Source organism: uncultured Paraglaciecola sp., from assembly GCF_943787955.1.
In the GTDB taxonomy this organism is placed as follows: domain Bacteria; phylum Pseudomonadota; class Gammaproteobacteria; order Enterobacterales; family Alteromonadaceae; genus Paraglaciecola.
Window position 1 is genome coordinate 477,148 of record NZ_CALSOK010000010.1, and the last position, 17,100, is coordinate 494,247.

A 17,100-nucleotide genomic window follows, 5' to 3' on the forward strand; every position below is an offset into this window, starting at 1 on the left:
ATATTACCGCTTTGTTATTTTCTATATATTGCTTGCTTTATTAGTCATCAAAAGAGCCTGCAGCACCGGGAAACACCACAGGACTCTCAAAACCCTCTTTGCTCACACTGGCGACACCAAAAAAGTAGTTGTCTATTACCACATTTTCTAATGTGTATTGGGTAACGTCACCGATAAATTTACTGTATTGCCATTGCGGTGAGTCGGTGTAACGCCAATAAATCTTGTATCCAGCGAGCTGCTTGTTTTGGCTTTTTTCTAGTGCCGCCCAGCTCAATGAAGTACTGGGTTGGACTGCACCTTTTATCGTTACCTTTGCTGGTGGAGAGGGCGCCCACGCCATGCCAGCCAGCGACACAGCATTTAAAGCGGTGAGTTTAGCTGCATAATCAAAATTAACACCGTCTATGGTATCGCCATATTTCACCCCATCTTCTACTCGGAGGTCTTGGTGTTGACGATCGTAATGTTCGTTAGTTTCCATAATACGTACACCTGGATAACCTAAATCGTTGAAAGGGCGATGATGTCCGCCGCGGCCAAATCTGTCTAAACGATAAACAACCATAGTATCTAAGTTAGGAATATATCTGTCAGCCATTAAATCAATATAACGAGCCAAGTTGCGACTAGGAGAGTCTACTTCGCCACCCGTATACCTGCGTGTGCGTGCTTGTGCATCTGTTTCGGTGTAGCGAGTGCCCTCCGCAAAAATACGAGCTGTGGTATTGTTGATAACGCCATTTATGCCGGCAATATTGCCAATCATGTCGTTATTTAACACTGCTTTTAAACGCCATCCTTCTTTTTTGCTGTTTCAGCTAATATTTTCCCACCAAATAGTCCTTGTTCTTCGCCAGCCAGAGCGGCGTAAACAATACTGCTGTTGAACTTGTATCGGCTAAGCACGCGTGCTGCTTCTATGATGCCTGCGACGCCAGAAGCATTATCATTTGCGCCAAGTGAATCATCAGTAAAATTCATGACATCTGAAATGCGAGAGTCAATATCGCCTGACATCATAACGTAGCGGTTAGGATCAGTGCTACCCGTTTGCACCGCAATCACACTGACTACTTCAGTCGCATCAGGAATACGCTTTTCACCTTGAATGGTTTGTGATTGGAAATATACCTTTATACAACCACCACAGGCTTTAGAGATATTATCAAATTCAGACTTGATCCAGCGCCTAGCCGCACCTATTCCGCGCGTGTCCGATTTTGTTTCAGACAATGTGTGACGAGTATCAAAGCCAACTAATTTACGAATGTCCTGTTCAATACGTTTTGCAGATATCTGTTGATGAATATCATGTAACTGCTGTTTATCTTGATACTCTAATTCTGTTGCTTGTGTTGTTAGGGCAAAGATAAAAGATAGAAAGGCATATAACACTGTGTGCATCGTTCTCACAATCTGTTCCTAAATAGTTTATTTGTTAATTTAAAATACTTTAACGTGTTTTGAACTGATATTGTCCATTAATAGTACATATTCATTCTAAAACAATAATCGACCAATATTATGATCCCACTGGTATTTCATCCTATTTATAGCCAACTTGACTTACCTGTACGTCATCGTTTCCCTACTGAAAAATATCAAGGTATCCGAAATGCATTAGCTACTCAGGGAGTGACAGATGATAGCTTTTTCAGGCCAACTCCTGTTTCTCCAAAAGACTTATGCAAAGTCTTTAATCCACAATATGTACAACAACTCCTTACTGGAAATCTGGATGCAAAGGCAATGCGGCGTATCGGCTTTCCTTGGTCTGCTCAGCTTATTCAGCGCTCATTAACAGCTGTAGGCGGCACTGTGTTAAGTGCCGAACTAGCCTTAGAGCATGGTAAAGCATTAAATTTGACTGGGGGTTATCATCATGCATTTGCTAATTATGGTTCTGGTTTTTGTCTTTTTAACGATTTGTACTTAGCTGCTTTGACTATGCTGAAAAGTCCTAAGATTGATAAGGTACTTATTTTCGACTGTGATGTACATCAAGGCGACGGGACTGCGAAGTTAGCTGAAAACCATACCCAAATCTATACGGTTTCTATTCATGCAGAGAAAAACTTCCCGTACCGAAAACAACACTCAGATATGGACTTTAATTTGCTTAAAGGAACACAAGATAGCGAATATTTAGACACAGTCGACAGTGCTTTGTATTTGGCCATTAATACTTGTCAACCTGATGCAGTCATTTATGATGCGGGGGTCGATATTCACATCAATGATGATTTGGGGCATTTAAGCATCAGTACTGAAGGGGTGTATCAAAGAGACTGCATGGTTTTTGATATTTGCAAACGTAAAGGTTTACCTGTTGCAGCGGTAATAGGTGGTGGTTATCAACGAAACATAAAAGCATTAGTTAAAGTACATCTTCAGTTATACAAAGCAGCAGGTGTTATCTAGTTGCAGATTCCTCAAATTACGCAATATTTGCACGTTTACTTTTTAATTTATTTGTTATCTTTTTTTCTAAGATACCGACGAATACACCAAACTGATCACAGACAATTTCTGATTGAGCAGTATTAATAATTGAATGCGGGGGGGGCTGGGTTTATTTTACCAGATACTTTCTCTGGTTCTACATCGATAATGAGTCGCGTTTCTCGCTCCGTTTCTATGTGGTTCAAAATGTCCTGATAGCGATCATCATATTCATATCTAGTCACTCAATCACTCTTGGTATATAGCTAAAAGCTATTTTTAGCGCCATAAGTGGATTGTTATCTAATCTTTTAATTTATAATGTTTATTGTGTCCGAGGATAATGGGAACTTGAACTACGACATTACCTTCAACTCAGGAATGATATTTTATATGGTAAAACATCATGTTTAATGTGAATGAGTTATATTATTGATGTAATCATAATGATTGTATTGAAGGGGGGAATACTTTAATCTCTTATGATCTAGTCATTATGAGTCTATCTTGATGGAATACCAAAATAATTTAAATGAATTACAAATAGAAAAAAAGCTGGCAGAGTTACCCCATGCACAATCAGACCGTTTGGCATTTATTGATTTTAGTCTGCAGTTTTTTGGTCATATTGCCCGTACAGATTTGATCCAACGTTTTAAAACAGGGTTGGCTGCCAGTACACGAGACTTCAGTACTTATAAAGAACTTGCCCCACATAATCTTATCTTGCGACATCAAACCAAAAGTTATCATAGAACAGATGTCTTTCAGCCAATATATAAACATGATCCAGAGGTGATTTTAACTTCCCTCAGTCGCGGTTTTGGTAATGGTATTTCAACTGGTGTCCAGCCATCTGAGCAGTGTTTTGATGCGGTCAGGCTGATACATCCGAATGTAGCAATAATTGCCAGTATCATGCGAGCTATTCATAATAAACAAGGGGTGAAGTGTGGTTATGTTTCAGTATCATCCGGTGAAACAGAACGAGCGTTAGTGCCTCACTCAATTATCAATAATGGTCATCGCTGGCATGTGCGTGCTTATGATCGAAAGAGTAATCGTTTTCGGGATTTTGTGTCAACCCGTTTTACTTTTATAGATTTGATCCAAGGGGCTGTTCATGTGCATGAAGCCAGTCCTTATGACCAGCAATGGCAACAAATTGTGAATATTGTGATTGTTCCCCATCCTACTATTAAGCAGTCGAAGGCGATAGAGATGGATTACAACATGACAGATGGGATGCTTTCGATACAATTAAGAGCTGCCGTTGCTGCTTACGTATTAAGGCAATGGCAGGTGGATTGTTCAGTGGAACAAACTCAAAATCATCATAGGTGCCAGTTGGCATTAGCTAATCTTGATGTACTTCAATTAATTGATAATATTTCTTTAGCTCCGGGGGCGGGGTAGATCAATACAATCGCAAGTGGCACTAGCGAAATGATATTATACTATTTACCGCATATTGGAGCATTTCCACTATAGGCTTTTCAGTCAGCGAAAGTATTGATAAACCAGGGTACTGCGATAAACGTTTGAGAACATAACTGACTTCTTGATTGGTATATTCGTGAAGTTCATTTTTAACATCTGAGTATTTAGAGAATAAAGTGTCAGCTTTATCAAAGAATAATATCCAACTTTCTGATTCAGCTTGTGCTGTGAGTTTTGATAGGTATGTCTCAGTTTCTCCCTTATAGTTATCGACCAATCGTTGACAGTCAATGAAACACACGGACTCTTTAGTATGGTAAGCAAGTTGATTTAGTTGAATGGCCTTATCAGTGTTATGGACCCCAAAAAAATCAGCTTTGTGTTGATTTTTTTGCGGATTTGTCCACTGCTTCTTTTAATTTATCTGCGTCGTCTTGGTATAAATCTACGTCACGTATTGGTGCAATAGGCTTAGATAACATATGGATAAAAGAAGTTGGGCCACTGTGATATTCACTAAATAAGGTTTTGTAGGCCGTGACTGCCACTAGTATTCTCCTCGAATTATCGCTGCAATAATTGGCAGCTAACTAAGCCGTTAAGCACTTTGTGTATAAACAATAACTATAAATCCACTTTTTTAATATGGATTTAGTCATTATTGCCTTTCTAAATATACTGATTTCTGCTATTTTCCCACCAAATAGACGTCCAGATGTCTCAAGTTAACTGTCACGTAGGAACATCATGAGCAAAGTGTCGTTGCCGAAAGAAAAAATCAAAATATTACTACTTGAAGGTCTTCATCAAAGTACCTTGGATACTCTTCATGCTAATGGGTATGAAAACATTGAGTATTTAAAAACATCACTCCCTGAAGATGAATTGATTGCCAAAATTAAAGACGTACATTTTGTGGGTATTCGTTCCAGAACACAGCTGAATGAGAAGGTTATTGTCGCGGCTAATAAGTTAGTAGCTGTAGGGTGTTTTTGTATTGGGACTAACCAAGTTGACTTGGTGGCTACGCAAATGCGAGGTATACCTGTTTTTAACGCGCCTTTTTCAAATACTCGTTCAGTTGCTGAGTTGGCTCTTGCTCAGATCATTTTGCTTTTGCGTGGTGTGCCTGCAAAAAATGCTAAGGCACATAAGGGCATTTGGGATAAAAGCGCAGTGGGCTCTTTTGAAGCGCGGGGTAAAACTTTAGGTATTATTGGTTATGGCCACATTGGTACGCAATTAAGTATTTTGGCCGAGCATCTTGGAATGCGAGTACAGTTTTTTGATATTGAAAACAAATTAGTGTTAGGTAACTCAACACAAGTTAAAACGTTAAAACAGCTGTTGAATACTTCCGATGTAGTCACCCTTCACGTACCTGAGACCACACAAACTCAAAATATGATCGGTACTAAAGAGTTGGGTATGATGAAAGATGGTGCAATCCTAATGAATGCTGCCAGAGGAACTATTATTGATATAAATGCTTTGGTAGATGCCCTGAAAAGTGGTAAATTGGCTGGTGCAGCCATCGATGTATTCCCAATAGAGCCAAAGTCAAATAACGAGCTTTTTGAATCACCTCTGACCCAGTTTGATAATGTTATTTTGACACCCCACGTAGGTGGAAGTACTCAAGAAGCCCAGGAAAATATTGGTGTCGAAGTTGCCGGAAAGCTCGCTAAATACAGTGATAATGGTTCGACCTTGTCGGCCGTTAATTTTCCAGAAGTATCTTTGCCTGAACAAGCTGATCGCTCACGTTTATTACATATTCATAAAAATGCGCCAGGAGTGTTAACTCAAATCAACCAAGCATTTGCGCAAAAAGGTTTGAATATTACGGCGCAATATCTACAAACCAATCAAAACATTGGTTACGTAGTAATTGATGTTGAAACCGATGATGCAGAAGCAGCATTTGAGCAGCTACAAAAAATTGATGGCACAATTAAGACCAGAATTCTGCATTAATTAACGGGCAGTTGCCCACAGCCAAAATTAAAATGCCTGCTAATTTAGCAGGCATTTTAATTTTGAGTGATGAAGTATTAATACCAAGAAGGCGGTGCTTATATAATATATGCAATAGTAGGCTTTACCCTTTTGCCTAATTCAGACCGACAATCAATGTTGCTCAAAGTACTTTCATAGCGATGTTGTTACAGATATAAATACTTAACCCGCAACTTTACATCGCACAATCGCGTGCATCATCCAATATAGGATGTGAGGCTAAGGCAATATATCTTTTATTGTTTTGTTAGAGATAAGTTGCATGGATTTATTATTTTTTTTAGTGCTACGCATAGCCAATTAACCATTATTTTTTGAGTAATTGTAAAGGTATCAGACTTTCTATAGATCCCCGTGTATTGCCTGCAGAGCAGATATGGCAGCAATTGCAGCTGTTTCAGTGCGTAAAACTCTTGGTCCCAGTTGAATAGTTTGAAATCCATTTTGTTCGGTTTTGTAAATTTCTTGGTCTGAAAAACCACCTTCTGGACCAATCAGTAACCTGGCTCCAGCAGGAGGTATAGACACATGTCTAAATGCTTTTTCAGCTCTTGGGTGTAAGGTAAGGCGGACTTGATTGGTGGATGAATTTACCCAATCTGAAAATAAACTAGGCGCATGTAACACCGGTAATACATTTCTGCCAGATTGCTCACAGGCTGCTATGGCTAATTTTTGCCATTGCTCATGTTTTTTAGACCACCTGTCATGACTTAGTTTTACACCACAGCGTTCAGTAATAAGTGGCGTGATTTCAGTGACACCTAATTCGACTGACTTCTGGATCACCCATTCCATTCTATCACCTCGAGAAATACCTTGTCCTAGATGAATACTAAGTGGCGATTCTATGCTGATTGAAATCTTTGAATCTATGTGAACAATTACCTTACGCTTGGTCACTTCAAAGAATTGGGCACTATATTCGCTTCCATCACCATTGAATAACACGACTGCTTGCCCACTTTTAGCGCGTAGAACATTAGCCACGTGATTAATCGCATCATCTGTTAATGTGACGTAAGTATCGATAGACAACTCAAAAGGGTAATAAACTCTGCTGATGCGCATGTGGTGACTCGGTTAGTTTTTTATAAATTGTATCAACAGTGTGAAAATTAAATAAGGAATAAAAAGCGGGATTAATAAACAATAGAGTATTAACCATCGAAAAGTGTTTTAGTTTCGTCTAGTTTCTTATTTTTACTAAGTTAATTTGAATTACTTCTGTCGAATCAATACGTTGAGATGACATTTTTTTGGATTATGCCATTAGCATTTTTAGTGGTTTTCCCCTTTTCTCCAGAGATTGAAAATAATAAAAGTAAAACCAAAGAAACCACTAATTGAGTGAATTGTAACATTCTTATTCCTTTAAAAATATTAGATAAACTCACTACGGCAACCATAACACTTGTTTCAATTATGTTTAAAAAATTGACTTTAATCAAACGAGTTGAGTGGCGAACTCAACACAAGAGTAAATTTAAGCTAGTTAAATGACACATTTATGAAGCGCTTTAATCGGAACTAAAAAACTATTAAAAGAAGTCTGTAGTCTTATTGATAAATAAAACCTTTAAACTATTATAATCTGAGTATTAATAAGTTCATCATAATCGTCGTATTATTTAATTATTAAAAAGGTTGGAGATAAAAATGTTTGGATTTGACACGGAAAAAATGTCTCAGATGATGGATACCTATGTTATTCCTTGGGGAATTAATATTGTCATGGCGATTGCCATATACTTTATTGGTAAGGTGATTGTTAGCGTGTTAGTGAATCTGCTTAGCAAGATAATGACACGTTCCCAATATGACGATATGTTGATTGATTTTGTTAAAGCGATTGCAAGAGCAGTGTTGATGTTGTTCGTTATTATTGCTGCATTAGATCAATTAAATGTCAATACAACTTCGTTAGCCGCCATTTTAGCTGCAGCTGGTTTAGCTATTGGTCTGTCGTTGCAAGGCTCCTTACAGAATTTTGCAGCGGGTGTCATGTTACTGGTGTTTAAACCATTTAAAGCAGGTGATTTTATTGAAGCTGGTGGGGCAATGGGTGTGGTTAAAAGTATCAGCATTTTTACGACTATTATGACTTCAGCTGATAACAAAGAGATCATCGTGCCAAATGGTGCAATTTATGGTGGCAATATTACTAACTACTCTGCTAAAGAAACACGCCGAGTGGATATGGTGGTAGGCATTGGTTATAACAGTGATTTGAAAAAAGCTAAGGAGATTCTAAAGGAAATGCTTGCTGCTGATGAGCGGATCTTAAAAGAGCCAGCTCCAACTGTTGCAGTGGGAGAATTGGCTGATAGTAGTGTTAATTTTGTAGTGCGTCCTTGGGTTGCTACTGCAGATTTTTGGGCTGTGAAGTTCGACTTTACTGAAGCCGTTAAATTGCGCTTTGATGCTGAAGGTATCTCAATTCCATTCCCGCAAATGGATTTACATGTACATAAAGAAGGTTAGGCTTTATTAGACATAAAGATGCCACGCTAGTATTTAATAGTGTGGCATTTTATATGTCTTAATAAACGCTAAATTTTACAGTTTGGCTTATTCTTTGCCAAATGATACTTATCCATAGTTTTTAGCATATTGTCAGCTAAATTTTTAATACGCGTTTCTGGATGAGGGTGTGTGGATAGTAGTTCTGGTTGACGCTTGTCTCCGCTGGCTTTGGACATGTTCTGCCATAAATTAATTGACTGCTGAGGATCAAAGCCTGCTTTTGCCATTAGGTCTAACCCAATTAGATCTGCTTCTGATTCATGAGTTCGACCGAATGGTAATTGTACGCCAACTTGAACACCTAAACCCAAGCCAGCCATGATCATATTACTACTTGCAATTTCATTAGCCTTTAATAACTGATTAGTGACTTCCATTCCCATGCCTATAAGAGCACTACTCGACATTCTCTCATTACCATGCTCAGCAATGACATGACCTACTTCATGGCCAATAACCGCAGCAAGCTCATGTTGATTTTCTGTCAGTTCAATAAGTCCTGTGTATACACCCATTTTACCCCCTGGTAAGGCAAACGCATTAATTTGTGGTGAGTCGAACACCACTAACTCCCAAACACCTGCATACACTGATTTTGGTACATGTTGCGTAATAGCGTCAGCAATACATTTTACATACTGATTAGATACTGGCTGACTAGACACCTTTTGTTCTGATTTCATAATGGCAAAAGCTTGTTCGCCCATTCCTGCTAACTGAGAGCTTGAATATAATTTGAGTTGATTACGCCCTAGAGGAGATTTAGCGCAGGATGAAAGACATATCGCAACGATAATGATTAAGCAAAAGTTTTGGATATATCCCATGGATTTTTTTTATTCAGTCTAGTTATAGTTCGATCATACCTTGATTTAGGGAATCGATTAAGTATCTGTTCGGATTAATGTCGTTATTTTTATAAATTCCTAAACTAAATTTTAAGTTGACACTACCATGCACAATCTTCCCGTTGTTCACTGAACACTATTAATCGTGATTTTTTAACTGTATGCGCTTCATATCAAGCTAATAATTAATTTGTCATTAAATTTTATGACTGAGTAGAGACGTATAAAAAATTAAATTTAAATTATATGAGAGCGAGGGTGCTGCTTAGGTTATGTAGACGGGGAACTTAATAAAGTGCAAGCTAATGATCAGGATATGCTAGTAGGCGCTATTATTGATGAAATTTTTGTGGTTTTCTTACCACTGTGTTTGGGGGTAATACTGATAGGCGGCAGTTGAAGGAACTAATTTCAGAGTAATTGTAGCATATATATCTGTAGTCATGGGGAGAGTGAGAATCAGTAATCGGTATGTGAGAATAAGACTTCAACTTGTATCGACATGTGAATATGCGATTCAAAAACATCCTGAATTCTAAAAACTGTAAGCAAATATAGCCTCACATGAGGCTATACCTATTCAGAATCGAGCTCTTTAAATACTTGCTTTGAGGCGTGCAGCAACATCTGTTTTTTCCCAAGGAAACTCTTCTCTTCCAAAGTGTCCATAGGCTGCAGTTGCCATATAGATAGGTCGTTCTAAGTCGAGCATCTTAAGCAGCCCAAAAGGTCTAAGTTCGAAGTTGTCACGCACCAACTTAACCAATAAGTCTTCCGAAACCTTACTGGTGCCAAAGGTCTCAATACTAATAGATGTAGGTTCTGCTACACCAATGGCATAAGACAATTGAATTTCACATTTATCGGCCAGTCCAGCCGCTACTATATTTTTTGCTACATAACGCCCTGCATAAGCGGCTGATCTATCTACTTTTGATGGATCTTTACCAGAAAATGCACCACCACCGTGTCTTGCCATGCCGCCATAGGTATCAACAATTATTTTACGACCAGTTAAACCACAGTCGCCCATTGGACCACCAATGACAAATCGACCTGTTGGGTTAATAAAAAATTTGGTCTTTTTACTCAGCCACTTTTCGGGTAATACTGGTTTAATAATTTCTTCCATCACAGCTTCGCGAAGGTCTGCTGTGCTAATACTTTCATCATGTTGAGTTGACAGCACCACTGCATCAATAGCAACGGGTTGATTATTTTCGTAGATAAAAGTCACTTGGCTTTTTGCATCAGGCCTCAACCAACTGAGTGTGCCATTCTTACGTATTTCGGACTGACGTTTTACTAAGCGGTGGGCATAAGTAATAGGTGCAGGCATAAACACATCTGTTTCGTTGCTTGCATAACCAAACATTAAACCTTGGTCTCCGGCACCTTGTTCTTCTGGTGAAGTGCGGTCAACACCTTGATTAATATCAGGAGATTGCTTACCTATTGCATTTAATACTGCGCAAGAGTCTGCATCAAACCCCATATCTGAATGAACATAGCCAATTTCTCTGACTGTTTTTCGGGTGATTTCTTCTATATCTACCCATGCCGAAGTCGTGACTTCGCCACCCACTAACACCATACCTGTTTTGACAAAGGTCTCGCAGGCCACTCTTGCCTTAGGGTCCTGTGTCAATATGGCATCTAAAACAGCATCAGAAATTTGATCCGCGATTTTATCAGGATGTCCTTCGGATACTGATTCAGAAGTAAATAAATGTGAGGTCATAAAAGCGCCTTGCTTGAGTGTCGTTATACAGGTTTATGTGAGTATTTTAACTATCCAAATACAAAATACTAGTCTTTACTTCTAGACGTCCAAACGTCTATGAAGTTTATTCTGCTAAGGTGTAAACAAAAGTGATAGGGAAATACTGATTCATCGAGTATTTAACATTGCAGTTAGTTGTTGGCTAATACAAAATGTATAGCTAAAATTAACCTTTTTAATGTCCATTTGCGGATATTCATAATTATCGGATCAGTCAGGAGACCACATGTCGTCAACACGTCGAGAACTCGCCAACGCCATTCGCGCCCTTAGTATGGATGCCGTTCAACAAGCCAACTCAGGTCACCCAGGTGCACCCATGGGAATGGCTGACATCGCGCAAGTATTGTGGGCAGATCATATGCAGCATAATCCAGGCAACCCCGATTGGGCTAACAGAGACAGGTTTGTATTATCTAACGGCCACGGCTCGATGTTGATCTATTCTCTGTTACATCTGACTGGTTATGCATTACCGATTGAAGAGTTAAGAAATTTCCGTCAATTGCATTCTAAAACTCCGGGTCACCCAGAATATGGTTATGCGCCGGGTGTTGAAACTACCACTGGACCTTTGGGACAGGGGGTCAGTAATGCCGTGGGTATGGCGATTGCCGAAAAAACCTTAGCTGCACAATTCAACCAACCAAATTTTGATGTGGTCGATCATTTTACTTATTGTTTTTTAGGTGACGGATGTTTGATGGAGGGTATTTCTCATGAAGTATGTTCTTTAGCAGGCACTCTGGGCTTAGGTAAATTAGTCGCATTTTGGGATGACAACGGTATTTCAATTGATGGTCATGTCGAAGGTTGGTTCACTGATAACACTCCGGCGCGATTTGAAGCCTATGGGTGGCAAGTGATTGCAAATGTAGACGGACACGATCCTCAAGCTATTGCTGATGCGATTGCAGCGGCGAAAGCAGAAACATCAAAGCCAACGCTCATTTGTTGTAAAACGATTATAGGTTTTGGTTCGCCAAACAAATCAGGTAGCCACGACTGCCACGGAGCCCCCCTAGGCCTTGAAGAAATTAAAGCTGCCCGTGAATTTTTAAACTGGCCTTATGCTCCTTTCGATATTCCTGCAGATATTTATGCTGGTTGGGATGCAAAAGCATCAGGTGCAGTAAAAGAACAAGCCTGGAATGAAAAATTTGTGGCATACCAACAAACACACCCAGAATTAGCAGCAGAGCTAACGCGTCGTTTAGCGGGCGACTTACCTGCTAACTTTGCTGAAAAAGCGGATGCGTTTATTCAAGAATCACAAGACAAATCTGAAAATGTGGCTAGCCGTAAAGCTTCGCAAAACTCAATTGAAACCTTCGCCACTCTGATGCCTGAAGTGTTAGGCGGTTCAGCAGATTTAGCTGGCTCAAACCTTACAATCTGGTCTGGTACTAAAGGCATTTCAGCCGAGGATCCTAGCGGCAATTATATCTATTATGGTGTGCGTGAGTTTGGCATGTGTGGGATCATGAATGGGATTGGACTTCACGGTGGATTCCGTCCATTTGGCGCTACTTTCTTAATGTTTATGGAATATGCGCGCAACGCAGTGCGAATGGCATCACTGATGGGTATTCCAAATATCTTTGTCTATACCCATGACTCTATTGGCCAAGGCGAAGACGGTCCTACCCATCAACCTATCGAGCAAATAGCAAACTTACGTCTTACTCCAAATTTAGCGACATGGCGTCCTTGTGACGTTGCAGAAACTGCGGTTGCATGGAAATCTGCGTTAGAGCGAAAAGATGGCCCCTCTGCATTAATCTTTAGTCGTCAAGGTTTGCCTGCTCAACCACGTAATGCACAGCAATTATCTCATGTTGCTAAAGGGGGTTACGTATTAAAAGATTGTGTCGGTTCACCCGATGTTATATTAATTGCCACAGGCTCTGAGGTAGGGATCACCGTCGAAGCTGCTGAACAATTATCTGATACAGGTATGGCAGTGCGTGTCGTGTCTATGCCAAGTACTTCCGTTTTTGACAAACAAGATGCCGAATACAGAGAGTCTGTATTACCAAGGTCTGTGACCAAACGTGTAGCGGTCGAAGCAGCTCATGTGGATTTTTGGCATAAATATGTTGGATTGGGTGGAACGGTTGTGGGCATGTCCACCTTTGGTGAATCTGCTCCGGGTGCAGTATTGCTGAAATATTTCGATATCACCGCAGAAGCAATTATTAAAGCTGCTAAAGGCTTAAACTAAGAGCTTTTTTAATATACAAAGGCGCTTTTTAGCGCCTTTGTTCTAAGGTATTTATTATTAAAAAAGTGTCGGGTGGTTTTACTCACCTTGCATTAAATTAAAGGGTGTTATGTTACGAATTGCAATTAATGGTTTTGGCCGTATAGGCCGCAATGTTGTCAGGGCTTTATATGAAAGCGGCCGTAATACTGATATAAAAATTGTGGCGATCAATGAGTTAGCCGAACCAAAAGGCATTGCACATTTGCTCAAATACGATACATCTCACGGGCGCTTTGGTTTTTCTGTTGATTTACAAGCACAATGTCTGACTGTTGCAGGAGATGAGATTCTATTACTCCAGCATGAAAACATTGCAGATCTTTCATGGCAACAACTTGATATTGATTTGGTGTTTGAATGCTCAGGTGTGCATAATGATAGAGCCGCTGGCCAAGCGCATTTGGATCAAGGGGCCGCAAAGGTATTGTTTTCACAGCCTTGTGGACCTGATATGGATGCAACCGTGATTTATGGGATTAATGATGATCAGTTGAAAGCTGATGACCTCATTGTTTCCAGCGGCTCCTGTACAACCAATTGTATTGTGCCGGTGATCCAAGTGTTAGATGAAGCATTCAGCGTTTTAAGCGGAACGATTACTACCATCCATTCTTCAATGCATGACCAACAAGTGATTGATGCATACCATCCTGATTTGCGGCTTACCCGAGCGGCCAGTCAATCGATCATTCCTGTTGACACCAAATTAGCGATAGGAATTGAACGAATCTTACCTAAATTTGCTGGTAAATTTGAAGCCATTGCGGTGCGAGTACCTACTATCAATGTTACTGCAATGGACTTGAGTGTCACGCTTGATAAACATGTCTGTATTGATGAGGTAAACCAAGCACTTAAACAAGCAAGAGAAGGGCGCTTAGAGGGGGTTTTAAGCTACACTGAAGAACCTTTAGTATCGGTTGATTTTAATCACGATCCCCATTCTTGTATAGTAGATGGTAGTCAAACAAGAGTGAGTCACAAACAACTAGTGAAAACCTTAGTGTGGTGTGACAACGAATGGGGTTTTGCTAACAGAATGATTGATAATGCCATGGCCATGTTCAACACAAAAAAATAAAACCGAATTTAAAAATAATTATTTACAAGGTAAATTATGTCCATATTGAAAATGACCGAGCTTGATTTAGCCGGTAAAAGAGTATTAATACGCCAAGACTTAAACGTGCCTGTAAAAGATGGCGTAGTGACCTCTGCTGCACGTATTCTTGCTTCGCTGCCATCTATCACCGCAGCTTTAGAGCAAGGGGCCAAAGTGATGATTATGTCGCACCTTGGTCGTCCCATAGAAGGTGAATCTGCAGACGAGTTTTCATTACTCCCAGTGGTTAATTATTTAAATGAAAAAACCGATCTGAACGTACGCTTAGCGAAAGATTATTTAGATGGTGAAGACGTTAAGGACGGCGAAGTGGTGGTGTTAGAAAACGTGCGTTTTAATGTCGGCGAAAAAGACGATGATGAAACCTTAGCCAAACAATATGCAGCGTTGTGTGACATTTATGTCATGGACGCATTCGGCACTGCCCACCGCGCACAAGCTTCAACTCATGGTGTGGGTGTGTTTGCGCCAATAGCATGTGCCGGCCCATTACTGGTTGCTGAACTTGATGCATTAGGGAGTGCACTTAATAATCCCAAACGCCCTTTAGTGGCTATAGTGGGCGGCTCAAAAGTATCAACAAAATTAACTGTATTGGATGCTTTATCTAAAATTGCTGATCAGTTAATAGTGGGGGGAGGAATTTCAAATACCTTTGTTGCAGCACGTGGCTATAAAGTTGGCCGTTCGTTACATGAGGCAAATTTGATCCCAGAAGCTAAACGTTTAATGGACTCGTTAGATATTCCTGAAACAGTCGATGTGCGTGTTGGCAAAAACTTCTCTGAGTCAGAGCCTGCTGTAATAAAAGATGTCAGCGAAGTACAAGATGATGAAGAAATCATGGATTATGGCCCACAAACAGCTGAAAACGTGGCAGCGATTTTAAAAGGTGCTAAAACTATTCTATGGAATGGCCCTTGTGGTGTTTTTGAATTTGATAATTTCGCTAAAGGCACAGAAGTGGTGGCTCGTGCGATTGCTGATAGTGATGCTTTTTCAATAGCTGGTGGTGGTGATACGTTAGCAGCGATTGATAAATGGAATTTGAATGATAAAATTTCTTATATTTCTACTGGTGGTGGTGCTTTCCTTGAGTTTGTTGAAGGTAAAGAGTTACCTGCAGTGGCCATGTTAGAAGCCAGAGCGGCTAAATAGTTAAACGACGTATAACCTAAAATATAATAACGAGAAGGGCTTAAGTACTCGATGTATACCTTAAACCCTACGAGCCGTTATGCAAATCGGCTTCAACAAAATAAAAAAAGGATTATTGCACATGGTATTTCAAGCCCAACAAGATATGCTTGCAAAAATTAATAGCCAAAATGGATTTATTGCTGCATTGGACCAAAGTGGTGGCAGCACACCAAAGGCTTTAAGTTTGTATGGTGTAGATGAGTCTGAGTATCAAAGCGACGAAGAAATGTTTAACAAAGTACATGCAATGCGCACTCGTATTATCACGTCAAGTGTGTTCAATGGTGAACGTGTATTAGGTGCGATTTTGTTTGAAGATACCCTTGATAGAAATATTTTAGGCCACAGTTCTTCTAGCTATTTATGGAACGTCAAACAGGTTATTCCTTTTTTGAAAGTCGATAAAGGCTTAGAGGCTGAAGTTAATGGAACGCAACTTTTAAAAGCGATGCCTGACTTGGATAACTTGTTGGCAAAAGCTAATGCCCAAAATGTGTTTGGGACTAAAATGCGGTCTGTGGTTAAGTTGGCAAATGCTGTGGGTGTCGAAGCTATTATTGCTCAGCAATTTGTGGTGGCTAAACAAATTTTAGCAGCAGGCCTTATGCCAATTATTGAGCCTGAAGTGGATATCCATAGTCCTGAAAAAGCGGCTGCTGAAGCCTTGCTTAAAGCGTCAATCCTAAAACATTTAGATAATTTAGCATCCGGTCAGCAAGTGATGTTAAAACTAACCTTGCCTGAGACCGCCAACTTTTATCAAGACTTGGTTAATCATCCTAAAGTGTTAAAGGTTGTGGCATTATCCGGTGGTTATTCAAGAGAAGAAGCTAACAACAGGTTGACTGAAAATAACGGTATGATAGCAAGTTTCTCTCGTGCACTATCCGAGGGTCTAAGTGCTAAACAAAGCGATACCGAGTTTGATGCCACTATGGACTCATCTATAGAAAGCATTTATCAAGCCTCTAAAAGTTGATTTTATTTTGTGAGAAAAATGGTTGGATATTTGCCTGACTATTTTTACTCGGAAGATTGGGGGGATTGGGTTATTCTTTGATTTGTTTGTCCTTAAATGGATGAGAACTGATAAAAACGATCCATGATTTGCCGCTTCCTCTGTATAAAAAGCTTACAATGACATTTAGAGTTGAACCCATGTGTTTAGTACCTGATGGCGTTGATCATATCGAAGGTTTCTGCCAATTTCCCAAAAAAGAAGTGGCCAAACTAGTCTCATATTTTGTGCGCTGGGTCATCACTCCCCGTTATGATAAATCATCACTCGAAACTGAATATAAAACGAATAACAAACGTCTAGATCATGGCAAAACTGAAAAATACTTAAGAGTGTTTGGTAAAGTGCTTGTCGACTTCGAAGAACACTTTCAAGACAAGTTATCCATATTGATCGATCAATATCTTGGTCGCTAATTAAATCTCCCAATAG

Annotated in this window: 14 protein-coding genes and 1 pseudogene; 9 read left to right on the plus strand and 6 right to left on the minus strand. The window is 39.8% G+C overall.

Translation table 11 applies throughout. From position 1 onward, the window contains the following. Positions 1-40 precede the first annotated feature (40 nt). Positions 41-1,407 (minus strand): annotated as a pseudogene (locus tag Q0Y52_RS09895) (M28 family metallopeptidase). A 120-nt stretch (positions 1,408-1,527) separates the two neighbouring features. On the opposite strand from Q0Y52_RS09895, the gene Q0Y52_RS09900 reads away from it, so the two are divergent. Further along, complete coding sequence (locus Q0Y52_RS09900; RefSeq protein ID WP_297821084.1) at positions 1,528-2,424, plus strand: histone deacetylase; 897 nt, start codon at positions 1,528-1,530, stop codon at positions 2,422-2,424. 531 nt (positions 2,425-2,955) lie between these two features. Beyond that, the gene (locus Q0Y52_RS09905) at positions 2,956-3,861 is read left to right on the plus strand and encodes a WYL domain-containing protein (protein WP_297821086.1); all 906 of its coding nucleotides are present in this window, start codon (positions 2,956-2,958) and stop codon (positions 3,859-3,861) included. Between the two features lie 22 nt (positions 3,862-3,883). On the opposite strand, the gene Q0Y52_RS09910 is transcribed toward Q0Y52_RS09905, so the two are convergent. Both Q0Y52_RS09910 and Q0Y52_RS09915 read right to left on the minus strand, forming a co-directional pair. Then, a complete protein-coding gene (locus Q0Y52_RS09910) occupies positions 3,884-4,225 on the minus strand; it encodes an AAA family ATPase (protein WP_297821509.1) in 342 nt (113 codons plus the stop codon). A gap of 31 nt (positions 4,226-4,256) precedes the next feature. Beyond that, entirely contained in the window at positions 4,257-4,433 is a 177-nt protein-coding gene (locus tag Q0Y52_RS09915; RefSeq protein ID WP_297821088.1) for a hypothetical protein, read from the minus strand. Between the two features lie 199 nt (positions 4,434-4,632). On the opposite strand from Q0Y52_RS09915, the gene serA reads away from it, so the two are divergent. Further along, positions 4,633-5,862, plus strand: coding sequence for a phosphoglycerate dehydrogenase (serA, locus tag Q0Y52_RS09920; RefSeq protein ID WP_297821090.1), 1,230 nt, complete (start codon positions 4,633-4,635; stop codon positions 5,860-5,862). Positions 5,863-6,246: 384 nt separating this feature from the next. Here the strand turns inward: serA and Q0Y52_RS09925 are convergent, their stop codons facing one another. Continuing rightward, positions 6,247-6,975 (minus strand): 16S rRNA (uracil(1498)-N(3))-methyltransferase, encoded by a 729-nt coding sequence (locus tag Q0Y52_RS09925; protein ID WP_297821092.1) that lies wholly within the window; start codon positions 6,973-6,975, stop codon positions 6,247-6,249. Positions 6,976-7,563: 588 nt separating this feature from the next. Between Q0Y52_RS09925 and Q0Y52_RS09930 the strand changes: the two genes are divergently transcribed. Beyond that, positions 7,564-8,388, plus strand: coding sequence for a mechanosensitive ion channel domain-containing protein (locus tag Q0Y52_RS09930; protein WP_297821094.1), 825 nt, complete (start codon positions 7,564-7,566; stop codon positions 8,386-8,388). A gap of 68 nt (positions 8,389-8,456) precedes the next feature. On the opposite strand, the gene Q0Y52_RS09935 is transcribed toward Q0Y52_RS09930, so the two are convergent. Then, positions 8,457-9,257, minus strand: a complete 801-nt coding sequence (locus Q0Y52_RS09935; RefSeq protein ID WP_297821096.1) for a M48 family metallopeptidase — start codon at positions 9,255-9,257, stop codon at positions 8,457-8,459. Positions 9,258-9,873: 616 nt separating this feature from the next. Beyond that, positions 9,874-11,019, minus strand: a complete 1,146-nt coding sequence (gene metK, locus Q0Y52_RS09940) for a methionine adenosyltransferase (RefSeq protein WP_297821098.1) — start codon at positions 11,017-11,019, stop codon at positions 9,874-9,876. 268 nt (positions 11,020-11,287) lie between these two features. On the opposite strand from metK, the gene tkt reads away from it, so the two are divergent. The 5 genes from tkt to Q0Y52_RS09965 all read left to right on the plus strand — a co-directional run bounded on the left by tkt (position 11,288) and on the right by Q0Y52_RS09965 (position 17,084). Further along, positions 11,288-13,285, plus strand: a complete 1,998-nt coding sequence (tkt, locus tag Q0Y52_RS09945; RefSeq protein WP_297821100.1) for a transketolase — start codon at positions 11,288-11,290, stop codon at positions 13,283-13,285. A gap of 109 nt (positions 13,286-13,394) precedes the next feature. Beyond that, positions 13,395-14,408 (plus strand): erythrose-4-phosphate dehydrogenase, encoded by a 1,014-nt coding sequence (gene epd / locus Q0Y52_RS09950; RefSeq protein ID WP_297821102.1) that lies wholly within the window; start codon positions 13,395-13,397, stop codon positions 14,406-14,408. 36 nt (positions 14,409-14,444) lie between these two features. Next, on the plus strand, positions 14,445-15,608 hold the full coding sequence (locus Q0Y52_RS09955; RefSeq protein ID WP_297821104.1) for a phosphoglycerate kinase: 1,164 nt from the start codon (positions 14,445-14,447) through the stop codon (positions 15,606-15,608). Positions 15,609-15,729: 121 nt separating this feature from the next. Then, positions 15,730-16,629, plus strand: a complete 900-nt coding sequence (locus Q0Y52_RS09960; RefSeq protein ID WP_297821106.1) for a fructose bisphosphate aldolase — start codon at positions 15,730-15,732, stop codon at positions 16,627-16,629. Positions 16,630-16,787: 158 nt separating this feature from the next. Continuing rightward, positions 16,788-17,084, plus strand: a complete 297-nt coding sequence (locus Q0Y52_RS09965) for a hypothetical protein (RefSeq protein ID WP_297821108.1) — start codon at positions 16,788-16,790, stop codon at positions 17,082-17,084. Positions 17,085-17,100 lie beyond the last annotated feature (16 nt).